Annotated in this window: 7 protein-coding genes; 3 read left to right on the top strand and 4 right to left on the bottom strand. The window is 68.8% G+C overall.

From position 1 onward, the window contains the following. Window positions 1-9: 9 nt before the first annotated feature. From QSK18_RS10495 to QSK18_RS10485, 3 genes are all read left to right on the top strand, one after another. Window positions 10-675, top strand: coding sequence for a GntR family transcriptional regulator (locus QSK18_RS10495; RefSeq protein ID WP_232815377.1), 666 nt, complete (start codon window positions 10-12; stop codon window positions 673-675). Window positions 676-1,386: 711 nt separating this feature from the next. Next, window positions 1,387-1,524, top strand: a complete 138-nt coding sequence (locus QSK18_RS10490; protein ID WP_232815376.1) for a hypothetical protein — start codon at window positions 1,387-1,389, stop codon at window positions 1,522-1,524. After that, a complete protein-coding gene (locus QSK18_RS10485; protein ID WP_285618239.1) occupies window positions 1,521-3,602 on the top strand; it encodes an HNH endonuclease signature motif containing protein in 2,082 nt (693 codons plus the stop codon). The genes QSK18_RS10490 and QSK18_RS10485 overlap by 4 nt, the downstream gene beginning before the upstream one ends. A 150-nt stretch (window positions 3,603-3,752) precedes the next feature. Here QSK18_RS10485 and QSK18_RS10480 read toward each other — a convergent pair whose 3' ends face one another. The 4 genes from QSK18_RS10480 to QSK18_RS10465 form a co-directional block, all read right to left on the bottom strand. Then, complete coding sequence (locus tag QSK18_RS10480; RefSeq protein WP_232815374.1) at window positions 3,753-5,087, bottom strand: cation:proton antiporter; 1,335 nt, start codon at window positions 5,085-5,087, stop codon at window positions 3,753-3,755. Window positions 5,088-5,184: 97 nt separating this feature from the next. Continuing rightward, window positions 5,185-6,237, bottom strand: a complete 1,053-nt coding sequence (locus tag QSK18_RS10475; protein ID WP_285618236.1) for an ABC transporter substrate-binding protein — start codon at window positions 6,235-6,237, stop codon at window positions 5,185-5,187. Between the two features lie 99 nt (window positions 6,238-6,336). Then, the gene (locus tag QSK18_RS10470) at window positions 6,337-6,573 is read right to left on the bottom strand and encodes a phosphopantetheine-binding protein (RefSeq protein ID WP_232815372.1); all 237 of its coding nucleotides are present in this window, start codon (window positions 6,571-6,573) and stop codon (window positions 6,337-6,339) included. Beyond that, complete coding sequence (locus QSK18_RS10465; protein ID WP_285618992.1) at window positions 6,570-19,223, bottom strand: non-ribosomal peptide synthetase; 12,654 nt, start codon at window positions 19,221-19,223, stop codon at window positions 6,570-6,572. Before QSK18_RS10465 ends, QSK18_RS10470 begins: the two co-directional genes overlap by 4 nt. Between the last annotated feature and the right edge of the window lie 152 nt (window positions 19,224-19,375).

Below are 19,375 nucleotides of genomic sequence, written 5' to 3'. Positions count from 1 at the left end.
ATGTTACGCATGGCATCACTGGCCGACCAAGTTGTCGCAGAGGTACGGCGTGGCATCCGGGCCCGTCGCTACGTTCCCGGTGAGGTCTACTCGGTGTACCAGTTGTCGGAGGCTCTGGGCTTCTCCCGCAGCCCGGTGCGCGAGGCCATGCTGCGCCTCGCCGAGGCCGGTCTGGTCGAGATCAGCCGCAATCGCGGCTTCCGGGTGCTCCTGCCCCAGCCGCGCGATCTGGCCGAGATCTTCGCTGTCCGCCTGGCCCTCGAGGTGCCCGCCGCCCGCCGCTGCGCCGCTGCCCCTGATTCACCCGATGCGCTGCTGGAGTGCATGAGCGCCATGGAGCGGGCCGACGGCGACGAGGAGTTCTGGGCGCAGGACCGGCGGTTGCACGAGCTGATCCTGCTGGGCGGGGGCAACCGGCGGTCGGCGCAGATCGTCGCCGGGCTTCGCGACACCACCAGCCTGCTCGGCGAACCGACCCACCGCACCCATACCGCGATCTGCGCCGAGCACCGGCCCATCGTCGTCGCCGTCCAGGCCCACGATCCGGAGCAGGCCGCCGTGGCCATGACCGAGCACCTCACCTCCACCGCGCTGCTACTCATGGCTGAGGCGGCCGGTGTCTCGCCCCAGGAGCGGTCGATCCGCGAGCTCTGGGAGGAGGTCACCTGCGGCTGACGGACATGGATTCTGCTGTGAGTGGTTTCGTGTTCGCGCCGTTCGGGCTGTAAGGCTTTTTGAATCTGACGGCTCCGTGAGGCCGTTGCCACGGCGAGGACATGACGCCATCCGGCCACCGATCGGGCCAGCGTCGCCTGGCTGATGTGAAAGCCTCGCCCGCCCGCTCTGAGCTGCTTCGATCCCATCTTGTCGGTGGTGCCGTTTAGTCTCGTTTTGTCGCGGTGGGGGCCGCGCAGAACTGGTCCTGACGGGGGGTGTCCGGGGTGGGGGCGCTGGCGGAAGGTTGTTTTGAGGAGCGTGTTCCGGGGCCGGCCATCGGTGTTTTCGAGTGGCTGATGGAGGAGTTGGACGCGCTCGGCAGACCCGAGGAATCGCCCGACTCAGTCGCGGCTGCTGGTACTGCTGGAACGCCTCCGTCGGTCGCTGCTCCTCGTTCCGTGGCCGGTTGCGATGCGTGGGTAGCCGGTCTGATGGCGAGCGAACTGCTGATTCGGCGTCTGCAAGCGTCCCAAATGCGTTCGCTGGTCGCGGCAGCCGAGGCAATGCCGGTGGCCCGTCGGCGTGGTGCTCAGGGCGGGCAGGAGCCAGAAGGCAGGCGCAGGCGAAATATGCGGTCTGGCAGCGCGAATCAGAAGTGCGAGGAAGGTGAATCGAGCGGGGAAGGCTTGGAGGACGGGGAAGGACAGCACTTGCCTGAGGCTGAGGGGCATGATGATGCTGAGCATCGCTGCCGGGCTGAGGATTGTTGCGGGGCTGAAGATTGTTGCCGGGCTGAGCGGCACGGTGAAGCAGGAGGGTGCCCGGGGTCTGGAAGTGGAAGCCCGATCAAGAGTTCAGCGTGCGTGATCTCTTCGCGCAAGCTGGTGTCCTCCCGGTTGGCGCCGGAGCTGAACCGTCATCCACGCACGGCAGCCGCAGATGTAGAGGTAGCCGTCGGCCTGGTGCATGACCTGCCCCGGATCTTCGCCCAACTGGAACAGGGCCGTATCGACGTAGACCGGGCCCGTCTGGTGACCCGTCTGCTGCACGGGGGGCAAGAGAGATACCCGCAGTTGAGGCCCGGGAATGAGGCGTGGCTGCTGCTGGAGGTCATGGTGGCGGCTCAGGCGCCGGATCTGACGTACGGGGAACTGGAGCGCCTGATCAGGCAGTTGCTGTTGCAGCTGGATCCGGACGGTGGTGCTGCCCGTCATGCCCAGGCCCTGCGGGGCCGAGGTGTGCAGGTGCAGGCCCAGCCCGATGGCATGGCTCTGGTCACCGCGATGGTCTCGGCCGAGACCGGGCAGTTGCTCGACGGTTTCCTGGACGCCGCAGCCGATGCGGCTCGGGACCGGGCGGAACAGGACGGGGAGCCGGACGGCCGTACTCATGATCAGCGGCGTGCGGATGTGCTGGCGATGCTGATCCAGGCCTTGTCAGAGGGGGTTCACATTCCACTGGTGCCAGATCCGCGTAACGAAGCTTGCGACGAGGAACCCACCGATGAGACCGGCAGCCCGTTCGCCCGTCAGCCCAGTCACGAGCCCAGTCACGACGCCAACCACGAGCCCGGTCCGGAGAGTGATAAGGGGCAAACCCACGACCAGGAGCAGAGCCAGGGGCGGGAACAGGAGTCCGGCCAGGAAGCCGCTTCAGACCCGGCCGACGAGCGCGAACAGGATCGTCGAACCGGAAAAGCTACCTGCTCCGATGCCGAGAGCCGGCCGTCTGAAGCGGTTCCGGAGGCTTTCCGGCGCCGTCTGGAAGAGGACGTGCAGGCGATTGCTGCCGAGCGCCATCGTGCCATCAAGGCTTTGGGATTCTCGCCGGTGCCGGAGGGCTTGATGCCGGCCTGGTGGCGAGTCCCCGACCTGCCCCGGGTCAAGGGCCGCGGCGTACACCTGGTCGTCACGATTACCGATGCCACGTTGCTGGGCCTGGATCAGGTCCCCGGCCTGCTGCAGGGGCATGGGGTGATCAGTGCCGAGCAGGCCCGTCGTCTGGCTGTGGCGCCGGGTCAGGTCACCCTCATGGTGCTGCCCGGAGCCTGTAATCACCAGCAAGACAACGGTAAAGACGACCCGCCGGCAGGCGCACCTGGTGGTAAGAAGTACAGCTCAGCCAGCCAAGCCCAAGCAGATACTTCCAGCGCCGACAGCGCCGACAGCGCCGACAGCGCCGACAGCGCCGACAGCGCCGACAGCGCCGACAGCGCCGACGACGTGAGCAGCACCGCGCGTCGAGCCCACCCGACAAGCGGCGGCAGTCCCGGTAGACCTACCAGCCCCACGGGGACGTCGCCGTGCCCGATCGGCCTGGACCACGACCAGCCCCAGACCAGTCGCTACCGGCCTGGCCGCACCCTCACCAATCAGGTCGCTGCCCGCTATCTGGTGTGCACCTTCCCTGGCTGCACCACGCCCGCCAGTCGCTGTGATCTGGACCATCTCAGGCCTTTTCAGCAGGGTGGGCTCTCCTGCGCCTGCAACATGCACCCAGCGTGCCGGGGCCACCATCGCCTCAAGACCTTCGCCCACTGGCACGCCCGGCCAGCCCGCCCCGACGAGCCCTACCCGCCCGGCACCATCATCTGGACCACGCCCGACGGCACCGATCACCCCAGCCCACCACCCCTACTGCCCGGCATGCCGGGCTGGACCCTGCCCACCCGCACCCCGGACTACCCCGCACAACCCGAGAGCCTGACGCGCATCGACCTCATGCCCTCCGGTGAACGCACCACCCGCCGCACCCGCCGCTGGGCCCGAGCCTTGCAATGGCAGGCCGACCAGCAAGACCGCCAACGCCGAGCCGCACTCAAGCAAGCAGCCAAGCAAGCAGCCAAGGTCGCCGCCGCGCTGCGCCCGCCTCTGGCTCGGCCCAAGCACGCCCCCTGGGGTGAGCCGACCGGCGTGTACCCCGAATACGGAGAGCCAACCTTCTAGATGGAGTCACAGTTGCGAAGAGGGCGCCGCGTCCAGCGAGGCCAGACTGGTGAGACTGCTGGGATCGCGGCGTGGTCAGCCCGTGCAGGTCGGGAAGGAGAGATACCCCCGCCCCGCGAACGTCGAGGCCGACCGAACAGCCCCGCGAGGTCAGGCCGGTCCCGTCGCCATGGCCTCCTGGCGCTCACGTTCTTCGGAGGTGACATCCACCCGGGACATCGCCAGACGCAGGATCGGTGGACTGATCACCGAGGTGACCACGGCGATCAGAACGATGACGGTGTAGGTCGCGCTGGACAGGACGCCCAGACGCAGGCCGGTGGTGGCGATCACCACCTCGACCACGCCCCGGCTGTTCATCCCCGCCCCCAGGGCGATGCCTTCCCAGTGCGACATCCGACTGCTGCGCGCGCCGAGATAGGCGCCTGCGAACTTGCCGATGATGGCCAGGCCCAGCAGGAGAACGGCGGTGAGGGCCACGGCCGGGTCGGTCAGGGCGGTGAGGTCGACCCGCAGCCCGGCGGTGGCCAGGAAGATCGGTGCGAGCACCGACAGGGTGACCGTGCGCAACGGCGTGAGGTCACGCCACAGCGATCGTCCGGGACGCTCGTCCTCAGGTTCGTTGTTGCGGGCCAGGCTGATCAGGATGCCGGCGACGAAGGCGCCGAACATCGCCTCCATCCCCATCGACTGGGTGGCGGTGGCCCCGATCAGGATGACCACCACACTCACGGTGATCCGGGGCCCGGCGTCCTGGGACCGCCCGGCCAGCCGCAGCGCCCAGGCCACCAGCGGCCGTCCGAGAAGCAACGCCACGAACAGGAAACCGAGCAGGTAGACGACCGACCAGGTGACGGTCCCGAGGCGCACGCCGGTGGTCGCGGCGGCCGAGACCACCGAGAGCAGGAACCAGCCCACGGCGTCGTCGACGGTGCCCGCGGCCAGCGTCAGCTGCCCGATGTTGCGGTGCAGCAGGCCCAGGTCGGCCAGGGTCTTGGCGATCACCGGGATCGCGGTGACGCACATGGCGACGCCCAGGAACAGGGCGAAGGTGCTGCGCTCGGTGCCGTCGGTCAGGAAGGACGCGGGCACGGCGAACCCGGCGCCGATACCGAGGGCCAGTGGCAGCAGCAGCCCGGCCAGGCTCACCTTCAGGCCGGTGACACCCCGGCGACGCAGCATCGCCACGTCCACCTGAACCCCGGTGACGCCGACCAGCAGCAGCAGACCGATCTGCCCGACGGCGTCCACCAGATGCAACTGGTCGGCCCCGGCCGGCAGCACCTCGTCCCACAGGCCGGGCACGGTGGCCCCGAGCAGGGACGGGCCGAGCAGCACGCCGGTCATCAGCTCGCCGACCAGCGCGGGCAGGCCGAAACGCACGGCCAGGCGGCCCAGCACGATGGCGACCGTCAGCAGCAGGCTGATCTGCAGGAGGAAGAGCATCAGCACGTGAGGGCCGAGGGGAGGCAGGGGGGCGCTCATGAAGACTCCTTGGCGCGACTGTAAAAAGACAAAACGGGGGACGTCCGTGACCACGCGTGTACGGACGTCCCCCGTCGGGGGTGGTTGGGTTACTGCGTTACTTGGCGACTTCCGCCAGCTGCGGGGTGACCAGCTCGGTGATCCAGGGCAGGCTCAGGGCCGACGGCCAGCTCATCGCCCAGCCGGCGGAAGGCTCCTTCTCGGTGTCGAGAAGGGTGAAGTGCCCCTCGGCGACGGCCGGGATCGCCTTGAACACGGGTTCGGTCTGGATGTCCTCGCTGAGTTCCTTGGAGGCCGCGAGCATCAGCACGTCGGCGTCCAGCTCACCGTAGTTCTCCTTGCTGACCATGATGCTGTCGCGGGAGAACTTGGAGGCCGCGGCCGAGGGGACGAAGCCCAGGTCGCCGAAGACGTCGGCGGTGGCCGAGCCCTCGAACGAGCGGAAGGTCAGCGACTCCATGCCGGCGTGCCACTCGACGAACGAGATGGACTTGCCCGCGAACTCGGGGTGGGCGGCCTTCTGCTCGGCGACCTTGCCCTCGACCTCGGTGACCACCTTGTCGGCCGCGGCGGACAGGTCGAGGGTCTGGCCGATCAGCTTGACCGACTCCTGCCAGGTGACGTCCCAGCTGGTCTTCTCGGCGACCAGCACCGGGGCGATCTGCGAGAGCTTGTCGTAGCTGTCGGCCACGAACGCCTCGTCGGTCTGGATCGCGATCAGCAGGTCCGGCTCGCTGGCGGCGACGTCCTCGAACGGGATGACGTCGGTGATCTCACCGAGGTTCTCGACGTCGTTCGCGCCGGCGTCGACCGCCCACTCGTACTCGGCCATGTACTTGTCGGCGAAGACCGGGGTGACTCCCAGGGCCAGGGTGTTGTCCAGGTCGTTGGCGCCGGTGACGATCGCGACCCGTTCCGGTCGCTTCTCCAGAACCGTCTCGCCCCAGGGGGACTCGAGGGTCAGCGGGTACTGGGTGGTGCCCTCCCCGGCCGGCATCAGGTCGGTGGCCGGAGCCCCGGCCGTGGCCGCGGCGGCCTCACCCGACTCCGGCCCGCCGTCGTCGTCGGATCCGCAGGCGACGAGGGCGAGCAGGGACACCAGCACGGCGACCGGGGTGGCCACCCGTCTGCGGGTGAGGGTCTTGATCATCGAGGTCCTCCTGGTACGTCAGGGAACGGTCCCCTGGCGATGCGTGGCATGAACGGCCCCACCCTATGGAAGTTAGGTAAGGCTAAGCAAACTTTCTGGTTACGGTTTCTGCAGGTCGCCGAGCACCTCGAGCCAGCGGGAGACCCGCTGGTCTTCGGCCAGGGCGATGAAGTCGACCTTCTCCACGCCGGCCTGGCGCCACCGCTCGACCAGCTCCATGATCCGGATCGAGTCCACGCCCTGGTCGCGCAGGTCCAGTTCGGCGTCCAGTTCGGCGGGGGCGATGTTCAGCAGTTCCGCGATGTCGGCCAGGGCCTGGTCGTTGGTGACACTCACTGTCGTTCTCCTTGGTTCCGGGTTCGGTTTTCCAGCAGGAAGTTCCGGGCGGCGGGGAGCCAGCCTCCGAGTGACCCCTCGTCCAGCAGGGCGCGGTGCGTGGCATCCACCTCGACCCGCCGGACCTGGGGCAGGAAGGGCCGCCACATCGCCTCGAGCTGCTTGCCGTAGGCCAGCTCCGGCCGGCCTTCGGTGGCCGCCACCAGCAGCGCCGGCCCCTCGAAGACACCGGTGGTGGGCCGCGTCGTCATCATCTCCGAGCGCATGCCGGAGACCGCCCAGGCCCGCTTCTGCTGGGCCCCGAGGTCGTCCAGTTCGTCGTCCTCCAGCTGCAGCAGCCGCGCCTCGCGGGCCAGGAACAGCTCCAGGAAGCGGGCGTGCAGGGTCGGGTCGTTGACGATCCGTTCGGGGGAGGCGTCGGCGGGCAGGATGTTCTCGTCGTCGCGCAGGGGCCCGTCCGCGGTGGGGATGGCGTCGACCACGGTCAGGGTGGCGACCTCCTCGCCCCGCCGGATGAGCTCCTGAACCACGCCGAAGGCGATGTGCCCGCCGTACGACCAGCCGAGGATGTCGTAGGGCCCGCTGGGCTGCACCGACTGGACGGCATCGACGTAGAGCGCGGTCAGGTGCTCGAAGTCGTCGATGACCACGTCGCTGCCACCGTGCACCGGGTCCTGCAGACCGTAGACGCCCCATTCGGCCGGCACTCCGGGCAGCAGGCGCGAGTAGATGCTGGCGAAGCCGTTGTACTCGTGGATGCAGAACAGGACCCGGTTCTGGGTGGGCTCCCGCAGCGGCACGAGAATGGCCGAGGACACGCTGGTTCCGGCCTCGGTGTCGGCCGAGAGCAGACCGGCCAGCTCCTTCACGGTCTGGCGGGCGAAGACGTCCTTGACCATCAGGTCCCGGCCGGTGTCGCGGTGCAGCCGGGCGATCAGCCGCATCGCCAGCAGCGAGTTGCCGCCCACCTCGAAGAAGTTCGCGGTGGCAGACACCCGCCCGGCCCCGACCAGGTCGGCCACGGCCTCGGCGACCACCTTCTCCTGCGGGGTCTCGGGCTCGACGAAGTCGGTGCCGCTGATCTCGATCACCGGCAGGGCCCGCGCGTCGACCTTGCCGTTGACGGTCAGGGGAATGTCGGGCACCGCGGCCAGGCCGGCCGGAACCATGTAGTCGGGCAGCGACTCCCGGGCCCGGGCCCGCACCCGGTCGATGTCGAGCGACTCACCGGCCGGCACCAGGTAGCCGAACAGCTGCGGCGAGCCGGACTCGTCCCGGCGCACCACCACGGCGGCCCGGGCCACCGCGGGGTCGGCGCTGAGCACGTCGGCCACCTCGCCCGGCTCGATCCGGTAGCCCCGGATCTTCACCTGGTCATCGGTGCGGCCCAGGTAGTCGATGTTGCCCTCGGGGGTCCAGCGGGCCAGGTCGCCGGTGCGGTACATCCGCTCACCGGGCTCCCACGGGCAGGCCACGAAGCGTTCAGCGCTCAGACCCGGACGGTCCCAGTAGCCCCGGGCCGTACCAGCTCCCGCCAGGTACAGCTCACCCGGCACTCCCGGCAGAGCCAGCTGCAGGTTCTCGTCGAGGATGTACGCCCGGGTGTTGAAGATCGGCCGGCCCACGCTGGAGGTCGGGCTGTCGGCCAGGTCGGCGCCCAGGGCGTTGATCGTGTACTCGGTCGGGCCGTACAGGTTGTACGACTCCACCCCGGGGGCCTCGCGCAGTTGCTGCCACAGCCGCTCCGGCACGGCCTCGCCGCCGAGCGACACGAACACCACCCCGGCCGCCTCGGCCGACACCGATCGTCCTGAGGGCCGGTCCCGTTCCAGCAGGCCCTCGTCCACGAGCAACTGCCCGTAGGAGGGGGTCACGTCGAAACCGTCGATCCGCTCACGGTCGTAGTGCTCCAGCAGGCGGCGCGGCTCGCGGCGCAGTTCCTCGTCGATGACGTGCACCTCGTCGCCGTTCAGGAGCCAGAACAGCTGCTCCCAGGAGGCGTCGAAGGAGAACGAGGTGGTGTGGGCGATCCGCATCCGCCGCCCGCCCTGATGCTGGGTAACCCGGTCGAAGATCTTCTCCACGTGGTTGACGTACATGTTCGTCAGACCGCGGTAGCCCACCGCCACACCCTTGGGCCGGCCGGTCGAGCCGGAGGTGAAGATGACGTAGGCCAGGTGGTCGAGCGACACCTCGCCCCCACGCTCGGCCGCGGTGATCGCCCCGGCGTCCAGGCCGGCCAGACGGCCGGTGACCCGGGGGTCGTCGAGATTGAGCACGCACCCGGCCGCCCCCAGCCGCGAGGCGTCCCGGTCGGTGACGAAAGTGACTGTGGGACGGGTGTCGTCCAGCATGTACTGGATGCGCTCGTCGGGGTGTTCGGCGTCGATCGGCACGTAGGCGGCGCCCACCGCGAAGACTGCGAACATCGCGATGATCATGCGCTCGTCGCGTGGCAGCAGGAGAGCCACCCGGTGTTCGGGGCGGACTCCTTCTTCGAGCAGCAGTCGCGCGTACCGGTTCACCTCGACGGCGAACTCGCTGAAGGTGTAGCGGCGCTCCCCGGCGACCAGCGCAATCTCTGCGGCCGAGCGCGCGACCTGGCGGTTGAGCAGTTCCCCCACGGTCACCTCCTCGACCGGCCGGTACGCGTCCTCGGTGTGCCCCAGCGCCCGTTCCGGCTCGTCCGGCAGCAGGGCCGGCACCTGGGCCACGGGTACGTCGAGGTTTCCGGCCACGAAGGTCAGCACCTGGACGAATCGCTCCACCAGGCGCCCGGCCGCCTCGTCGTCGAAGGCGTCGCGCCGGTAGGACAGGCGCACGCCCACCCCGCTGGAGGAGTCCCCCTCCCAGGGGTTGACCGCGAAAGTAACGGGGTAGTGGGTGGCATCGTTCGAGGAGTCCCCGGTGACGCCGAACTCCGAGTCCGCCCCCTCGTCCTCACCGTCGAAGCCCAGGTTCTGCACCACGAACAGGGTGTCGAACAGGGTGCCCAGGCCCGCGGCCTTCTGGATGTCGGTCAGAGCCGTGTACGAATACTCGACCACCGCCGACTGTTCCTGCTGCACCCGCCGGAGCAACGCGTCCACGGTTTCGAAGGGGTTCAGCCGTACCCGGAAGGGCAGCGTGTTGAACAGCAGACCGATGATCCGCTCAGCGTCGGGCAACTCCGGCGGCCGGCCCGAGACGTTGTTGCCGAAGACCACGTCGCCGCTGCCGGTCAGCCGGCCCAGGGTGATCGCCCAGGCCACCTGCAGCACCGTTCCCACCGTGGTCCCGGCCGAGCGGGCAGCCTCGAAGACGACTGCCGCCGAGGACGGGTCGAGGTCACGGAACAGGTCGCCGGTGTCCGCCTGGGTGGCGGTCAGGTCCCCGCCGGCCGGCCACAGGATCGACGGGCTCGCCAGGTCGGCCAGATAGGTGCTCCAGGCCTGGTCGGCGGCCTGTGGGTCACGGTCGGCGACCCAGTCGAGATAGCTACGGAACGAGGCCGGGGCGACCCGCTCGGCGTAGGCCGGATCGGTGTAGAGGTCGAGCACCTCACCCAGGAAGGCGTACAGCGACCAGCCGTCCATCAGGATGTGCTCGGCCGTCATGGCCAGGCTCCAGGCCTGAGCTCCCCGTTCGATCAGGGCGAAGCGCAGCAGCGGCGGTTCCTCGTGCTCGAACGGCTGCTCGCGCTCGGAGTCCAGGCAGGCGGCGAAGTCGTCGTAGTCAGCACGTCGCACCACCCGTAGGGGCAGCTGCCGCAACGCCGGGATGACCTGCACCTCGCCCTCGGCGCCGGAGACGAAGGCAGCGCGGACGTTCGGGTGCCGGTGCAGCGCGGCGCGGATCGCCTCGCCCATCCGGTCCTCGTCGACGGAACCCTTCAGGTCGTAGCAGATCTGGGAGATGTAGGCGTTGTGGTCGCCGGTCTCACGGGCGCGGAGGATGTGGTAGAGCAGCCCGCTCTGCAACGGCGAGAGGGGCAGGATCTCGGCGTCGGCGCCGTAGCGTTCCCGGATGCGAGCAATCTCGTTACCCGACAGGGGAAGACGGCTGACGCGCTGCAGGCTCGGCCGTACGGTCGCCGTTCTCACCGGCAGCGCGAGGCCACTTTCGGCCAGGCGGTCAGCGATCTCCTTCGGGTCCAGATCGCCCGTGCCGCTGACGTGAACGGTGACCTGTCGCTCCCGCTCGCCGTTGTGGGCAATCAGGATACGTACGGAGGGCTCGGTCGATTCCGGCTGCAGGAAAACGGCGTTGGTCTCGAAGACGCCAACACGGACGGTGGCGGCTGGCACGTCGTCGAAGAAGCGGGCCAGAGCCGGATCCGCGAGCAGAGCTGCGTACTGGTCGGCCCGCGCCGGGTCCCAGTCCAGCAACGGTTCCAGAGCGGCCACCGCGTCCTCGGACGAAGTGGCGGCACGGACCTGGGCCAGGGACTGCTCGTCGACGACCGCGATGAAGCGCCGGTCACCGGGCTCCTCGAACTCGATCACCAGGTCGCCCTCGTCGTCCACCGAAAGCGCCCGACTTACGGCGGCAACGGCGAGCGCTCGGGTCCTGGCAGATGAAACGGCCTCCAGTACGGCAGCGCTCGCTGTTGCCTGCGAAGCTTCGCCCGGTGCCAGCGTCAGTGGTTCGGCGTCGGCGACCTCGTCGACCCAGTCGTTCCAATAGGGATCGTTCAGCAGACCGGGCAGGTCCTTCAGCGGTTCCCGGGTCGGTGTGGCGACCTGGAGAACGGTGCCGTTTCGGTAGCCGGCCACCAGGCCCTGGGCGAGTTCGGCCAGGGTGTCGAGGAACTCGGGATCGTTCTGGACGCCAGTGGCCAGCCGGCCGCGACCGGCGTCGTCCACCTGCAGTTCGACCTGCCGATCCAGCGACAACTGGTCGGCCGCGGCCTGCCAGAGGTGGCCCTCGTCCGGGACGAAACCAGGCAGGGGCACCGTCGCGGCGATTTCGGGAAGAGCCGGGGTGTGCGGTGTGCGACCGGAGCGGACCAACTGCACGAGATGTTCGATCGGCAGTTGCGGGTGGCGGGTACCCCACTGCAGGAAGGCCCGGGTGGTCTCGACGATCCGGGTGATCGAGGCCTCGGCGAACAGTTCACGGACGCCTTCGAGCACCAGTTCGAAGTGGCCGTCGGCGGCCCGGTCGATCCCGATCACCAGGTCGAACAGCGCCTCGGCGGTGTCCTCGTCCGGCTCGCCCTCCGGCTGGAAGGGCTGGAGCAAACGTCCTTCGTCGGTGGACTGCGGGGGAGCGTCGAAGAACACGGCCATGGTCTGGAAGAGCGGTGTCACCCCCGGGCGACGCGGCGGGGAAAGGTGCTCCACCACGCTCTCGAAGGGCACCAGCTTGTGTTCCAGGGCGGCGATCGTCCGGTCTCGGGAGGAACGCAGAAGCTCGGTCCAGGAACGGCTCTCGTCCACCTCGGCCCGGATCACCACGGTGTTGACGAAGTAGCCGATCAGCTCGGTCAGAGCCGGGTCGTCACGCAGGTTCACCGGGGTCCCGACCGGGACGACGTGACCGGCCCCGTCGTTCCACAGAGCCAGCGCGAAGGCCGAGATCAGGGCCTGGAGGGGAGTTACGGCGAGGTCGGCCAACAGGGCGCCCAGCTCGTCCGACTCCTGGGCGGACAGGTCGGCCCGCGCTGAGGTAAGGGTGCGCGCCGAGGCGGAATCACGCGGTTGGTCCAAGGGGAGGGGGGTTTCGGCGGGAAGACCACCGAGAACATCCCGCCAGTAGGCCAGATCCGCTGCGAAGCGCGATTGCGGGTCTTCACGCTCGCCCAGAACGAGGCGGTGCCAGGTAGCAAAATCTCCGTACTGGACGGGGAGTTCGGGCAACGTGGAGGTGGGCAGGCCGAGTTCCTGCCGGTACAGCACATCGAGGTCGCGAATCAGGGGCCGGCCGGACTGCTCGTCCGTGACCATGTGATGGCCGTGCGCGACCAGCAACTCGTGGTCCTTGGTCCGGACCAGGGTGAAACGCAGGCCGAACTCGGTGGACAGGTCCAGCGGTTCGGCGAACAACTGCGCCACCAGGGTCGCCGGTGAACTGTCGGACGCGTTGACGATGCGCAGGGCCGCCGACTCGGGGATCTCTGTGTGCAGGATCTGTCGCAGCGTTCCCGTCTCGTCCATCGAGAAGGTGGTGCGCAGCGACTCGTGCCTCTCCTGCAGCCGCCGCACCGCCCGCCAGAGGGCCGGGACGTCAGCCGGCTGCTGGAACTCAAGGATCTCGCCGGTCCGATAGAAGCCGGAGGAGTCGATCTGCTCGCTCAGCCAGAGCGCCTGCTGTCCGTACGAGGCCGAAAGCTGCTCGGGACGCACTACTTCGCTGACGGACGGGACGGCCAGGTTCGAGGTGCCAAGATTCTGCGCCCTGGCAGCCAGCGCCTTCACCGTCGGGGCCTCGAACACGTCGCGCAGAGTCAGTTCGACACCGAGCACGGTGCTCGCCCGCGCTGCGAGCCTGCTGGCCAGGAGGGAGTGGCCGCCGAGGTGGAAGAAGTCGTCGTCGATCGAGATGTTGCCGTCGAGTTTGAGGACGTCGGTGAAGATCTGGGTGAGGGTGGTTTCGGTTGCAGTGGGTGGGTTTTGGCTGTTCCCGGTGCCGCTTGTGAGATCAGGGGCGGGGAGGGCGCGTCGGTCGAGCTTGCCGTTGGGGCTGATGGGGAGGGCGTCGAGGGTGACGAACGCGGTGGGGACCATGTAGTCGGGCAGGCGCTCGGCGGTGTGCTGGCGAAGCTCTTCCTTGTTCGCCGTGGCCACGAGGTATGCGGCGAGGTAGTGGCCGCCGGCGGGGTGCTCGTGGGCCAGGACAGCTACTGCGCTCACCTGGGGGTGAGTTTGGAGGGTGTTGCGGATTTCGTCGAGTTCGATGCGGAAGCCGCGGATCTTGACCTGATCGTCGCTACGGCCGTGGTATTCGAGTTCGCCGTGGTGGTTGTAGCGGGCGAGGTCGCCGGTGCGGTAGAGGCGGGCGCCGTCGTTGGTGGCGATGAAGCGGGTGGCGGTGAGGGCGGGCTGTGCGTGGTAGCCGTTGGAGGTTTGGGTTCCGCCGAGGTAGAGCTCGCCGATGACGCCGGGTGGGACGGGGCGTAGCCAGGTGTCGAAGATGGCGGCGGTGGTGTTGGCGACGGGCCGGCCGATCACGCTGGCATCGGAGCTGGCAGCGGTGTTGGTGCTGGTGGTGGCGTCGCCGGTGATTTCGGTGCTGCCGTAGTAGTTGTGGATGTGTGCCTGGGGGGCCAGGTGTTGCATGGTCGCGGCGAGGTGGGGGGTGAGGGTTTCGCCGGAGGAGGTCCAGTGCTTCAGGCTGCCCAGGTCTTCGGCGTCCTCGAGAGTCTGGGCGAGGCTGGGCACGGTGAGCAGGTGGGTGACCTGGTGCTCGCGGATGGTACGGGCGAGGGCATGGGCGTCGCGGGCTTGGGGGTCGGGGACCACGACGACGGTGGCGCCTGCGGCCAGGGGTGCGAGGAGTTCGGTGGTGGCGTCGACGAAGCCGGTGCCGCTCTTGGCGATCGTGGTGGCGGTGTGGTCGAGGTGCTGGTGCTGGATGTGCCAGTGCAGGCGGTTGATCAGGGCTTCGTGGTTGACGGCGACGCCCTTGGGGCGGCCGGTGGTGCCGGAGGTGTAGATCAGGTAGGCGATGTCCTGGCCCGTTACCGGGCGTGCGAGTACCGGCAGGCCGGAGTCGGCACTGGTATCCGGGCCAGTCCCCGATACAGCCCCAGTCGAGCCAGCACCGGCGTCCGAACCAGCCACATCACCGGCATCCAGCAACAAGAGCGCCTGGCCAGCCAAGGATGCCGCAGTCTCAGCCAACTCGGAGTTGGTGATGAGCAGGGCCGGCTGGGCGTCCTGGAGGGTGGTGGTAATGCGCTGCTGGGGGTAAGCGGGGTCGAGCGGGACGTAGGCGGCGCCCACGCGCAGGGCGGCGACAACGGTGATGATCTGCTCGATGGAGCGAGGGAGCAGGATGGCGACGCGGTCGCCCACTTGGACGCCCTGACTGAGCAGAAGCTGGGCCCGGGCGTTGGCGCGGGCCTCGAGGTCGCCGTAGCTCAGGTGTTCGCCGGTGGTGGAGTCGATCAGCGCGGTGCCGGCGGAGTGGGCGGTGGCCCGGGTGTGTAGCCAGGTGCTGAGGTCGGTGTGGGGCAGGTCGGCGTCCGGACCCTTTGACCAAGCGGTCAGGCGTTCCTGGTCGGTGTTGCTCAGCAGGTTCAGGTCGCTGATGGTCGGGTTGGCAGCGAGAGGGCTGGTGCGGGTGGCGAGCGCGTCGAAGGCGGCGGTGAGGGTCTCGACGAAGCGAAGCGCGCCGGGCTCGTCCAGGAGGTCCGTGGCGTAGGTGAGGAAGCCTCGGAGCTCGCGGGAGTCGTCCTCGAGGTACAGATCGAGGTCGGTCTTGACGGCGTTCAGGGTCTGGTCGCCGGGGGTCACGCTGACCTTGGGCAGGTCGAGGCCTTGGCCCGGGGTGCCCACGTAGTGCGTGAGCATGATCTGGAACAGGGGGTTGCGGTTGGCTGCGCGCTCCACCCCGGCGGCCTTGGCGATCTCTTCGAAAGGTGCGCCCTGGTGGGCAAAGCCGTCCAGCACCGTCTGGCGGGTGGCCTGCAGCAGGTCCGGCAGGGTGTGGGCGGGGTCGAGGCGGTGACGCAGCGGCAGGGTGTTGACGAAGTAGCCGACCAGGTCCTGAAGGCCGTCCTGGGTGCGGCCGCCGACGGGTGAGCCGATCACCACGTCGTCGCCCGCGCCCAGCGCCGAGGCGGCCAGCGCGGTGGCCGCGTGGGCGAGCATGAACATGGTCACGCCCTGCTCGGCGGCGACCTTGCGCAGGCCCTCGACGGTGTCCGGGCGGAGGCTGAAGGTCAGGTCGAGGCCGTGGTGCGTGGGGGCGGTAGGACGGGGGCGGTCGAGGGTGATGGTGGATTCCTGCGGCGCTTCGGCCAGCACCTCGCGCCAGTAGTGCAGATCGTCCTGGAGCGGGGAGTCCGGCCGCTCCAGCACGTGACGCTGCCACACGGCGTAGTCGGCGTACTGGACGGGCAGCGGCGCCCAGTCCGGCCGAGCGCCGTTCGTGCGGGCTCGGTAGGCGGTGGACAAGTCTCCCAAGAGAGAGGGGAACGACCACTCGTCCATTGCTTGGTGGTGTACCGCAAGGGTGAGAGCCCACTCGTCGGCGTTCACCCGCAGCAGACCGGCGCGGATCGGGAGATCGGCGGAGAGGTTGAAACCGCGCTGGATCACCCCGGCGGCCCAGGCGTCCACCGATTCGCCGGCGTCATCCGTGACCACTGACAAGAGGGAGGCCGCCTGATCCGGGGCCAGGATCTTCTGCTGCAGTTCGCCCTCGTGCTCGACGATGAGCGTCCGCAGCGCTTCGTGGCGGGCCACCACGTCCTGGAGAGCGGCCAGCAGGGCGTCCTGGTCCAGTTCACCGCGCAGGCGCAGAACCAGCGGCACGACGTACCGGCCGCCGGGTCCGCCCAACTGTTCGATGAGCCAAAGCGACTGCTGCCCATAGGAAACCGGCAGGACGTCCGGACGCGGCACCTCGCCGATCCGGGGCAGGACAGCGATCGCGTCGTTCTGCAGGAGCTGGGCCAGACCGGCCACGGTGGGAGCCTCGAACACGTCGCGCAGGGTGATGGCCGCGCCGAGGTCCGCGTTGGTGCGGGCGACCACCCGGGTGGCCAGCAACGAGTGTCCTCCGAGGAGGAAGAAGTCGTCGTCTGCGGAGAGCGCTGCATCTGGCTGAAGACCGAGGGCCTCGGTGAAAATCTGCGCCAAGGCGAGCTCATGAGGGGTGGACGGTGCTCGTCCCGTCTCGCCGGTGGCGCCGAGTTGTGGGGTGGGCAGGGCGCGGCGGTCGAGCTTGCCGTTGACCGTGGTGGGGAGGACGTCCAGCACGGTGAAGACGGCCGGGACCATGTAGTCGGGCAGCGTGGCGGCCGTGTGGGCGCGAAGTTCGTCTACCGCTGCCCTGGTGGTGACGTAGGCAGCGAGGAACTTGCCGCCGGCGGGGTGGTCGAACGCCACTACGGCTGCGGAATTCACCTGGGGGTGGGATTCGAGGACGTTGCGGATCTCGTCGAGCTCGATACGGAAGCCGCGGATCTTGACCTGATCGTCCGCCCGGCCGAGGTATTCGAGCTCGCCTCGCCCGTTCCAGTGCACGAGGTCGCCGGTGCGGTAGAGGCGGGTGCCGTTCTCTCCGGCGATGAACCGGGAGGCCGTGAGCGCGGTTTGGCCGAGGTAGCCGTGGGCGATCTGGATGCCGCCGAGGTAGAGCTCTCCCACCACGCCGGGTCCGACGGGGCGCAGCCAGGAGTCCAGGACGACGGTGGTGGTGTTGCGTACCGGAACGCCGATGGGGACCACGGCGGTGTCACCCGAACCAACCGGCTGGGCGGTGACGTCGACAGCGGCTTCGGTCGGCCCGTACAGGTTGTGCAGGCTGGCGTTGGCAAACAGTCGATCGGCTTCGAGTGCGGCCGCGGTCGGCAGGGCTTCGCCGGAGAAGAAGACTTGGCGCAGCGAGGTCAGCTTCGAGGGATCGGGATTGGAGGCGAGGAACGCGGTCAGCATGGAGGGCACGAAGTGCGCCACGCTCACCTGCTGGGTCTCGATGATCTCGGCCAGGTAGACCGGGTCCTTGTGTCCACCGTCACGCGCTACGACGACGGTGGCGCCGGTGATCAGGGGCAGGAAGAACTCCCACACCGAGACGTCGAAACCGTCGGGGGTTTTCTGCAGGATTCGGTCAGAGGCGGTGATCTGGTAGTCGTCGCGCATCCACAGCAGTCGGTTCACCATGGCTTCGTGGCTGACCGCGACACCCTTGGGCCGGCCCGTGGTGCCCGAGGTGAAGATGACATAGGCGGTGTCAGAGCCAATTGAAGGACGATTGACAGCAACGGTTTTGGTGTCGGGAAGCTCTGCGTCCAGCCGCAGGACCGGCACTTCAGCGTCGTAAGCCCGGTCGGTGACCAGCAGGCTCGGTGTGGCATCGGCCAGGATTGCCGCGACCCGCTCGGCTGGGTACTCCGGGTCGATCGGCACATAGGCAGCCCCTGCCCGCAGCACCGCCGCCAGAGTGACCACCAGATCAGCCGAGCGCGGCAGCAACACCGCGACCCGGTCGCCGGTCCGGACACCGCGCCCGTTCAGGGCACGCGCCAGTCCCTGCACGCGAGCGTCGAATTCGGCATACGACAGTTCGTGACCGTGCTCGTCGATCAGGGCCGTGCCGGAGGGCGTCGACTGGGCCTGTGCCCTCAGCAGGTCATCCAGAGTGTGAGCCGGAATCGGAACCGGGGGCCCTTCCTGCCACTGGGCGATCCGGGCCTGCGCGGTGTCGGACAGCACGCTGAGCCGGGACACCGGCAGTTCGGGGTCGGCGGTGATCAGGCGGGTCAGGAAGCCGGTGAAGTCGGCGAGCACGTCCCCGATCGACTCGATGCTCTGCGCCGGGTCGCTGGAGGCGAGGTCCAGCCGGAAGCCGTGCACCGCATCCCGGTAGACCATCAGGTCCAACCGGCCCACCGGACCGTTGGCAATCGTCTCCTGACGGCCCATCACCGCACCGAACTGGTACTGGTAGTCGAACGCCTTGAAGTTCAGCTGCGGCAGCGCATAGAAGTCCTCCACCCCTCCAGGCCACAGCCGCGCCAGCTCCTCCTCCGCCGCCACTCCACGACGGGCGACCTCGCGGGCTTCAGCACGCACGCTGTTCACGAACTGAGGCACGGTCTGCGCGAGATCAGGCCGGAAGACCGCGGGAGCGGAGCCGACCAGCATGGCCGGGGTGGTCAGGGCCAGCCTGCCCTGCCGGTTCATTTGGGGCAGACGGACGGCCAGGAGGTCGCGCCCATCCTGCGCGGAGGTGAACAGGCCCCAGGCGGCCAGCACAACGTCCGACCAGGACACTCGGGCCGACCGGGCGAGATGGTCCACCTCGGCGGTCAGATCGTCGGCGAGCACCATGCCGGCCCGGGCATCGGTGAGGAAGAACCGCCCGGCGCCGTCTTCCGCTGCCTGGAACCGGACTACGCCTGCGTCTTCACCCAGCGCGAGCCGGTCCCGCCAGAACTCGGAGGCCGCCCCGACCGGTTGCGCGGGCATGGACTCGATGAGTTCGGCGTACTGCCCGAACCAGCGCTCAGGGACCGGGCGCTGCTCGACCAGCGCGGAGTACACCTCGGCCACCCGCCGCGTGAACAGGCCCAGCCCGTAGGCGTCGAAGAACAGGTGATGAACCACGAACTCCCAGGCCCAGCCACCGGCAGTGCGCGGATGAAGGACGGACCCGGCAGTGAACCGCGCTTCCCGGCCACCCAACTCACGGCAACGTTGAACCGCGGCGGCGCGCACCCCGTCTTCAGTCAGTGGGATCTGCGACACCGTCACCCAGGGCAAGTCTTCGACAGGGGTGAGCACCGGCTCGCCCCCGCTGTCGGACAACCGCAGCCGCAAGACGTCCGCGTCCGCGCCCGCAGTCGCCAGGGCCCGCTCCAACAGCTCGAGGTCGATCTCGCCGCCGAGCCACACCACCTGCGAGATCAGGAAAGCGTCGGCCTGCGGGGAGACCTCCTCAGCCGCCCAAACACCCAACTGAGCAGGAACAAGATGCACAGAACCAGTCGCCACCATCACTCCAGGTAAGTTAGCTTCGCCTAACCTAACTAGGAAGATCCGGAATGGACAAGACCGGAGGTCAGACCGCCCGTCCCGAGGTCTCGATCGTGGTTGCGCCCTTGCGGGCATGACCGCCGGAAGAGGCTCCCGGTGGACTCCCTGTCAAG

The sequence above is a fragment of the Kineosporia sp. NBRC 101677 genome (assembly GCF_030269265.1).
Taxonomy (GTDB): Bacteria; Actinomycetota; Actinomycetes; order Actinomycetales; family Kineosporiaceae; genus Kineosporia; species Kineosporia rhizophila.
Note: the sequence above shows the minus strand (reverse complement) of the source record. Positions and strands in the feature narration are given on the sequence as shown.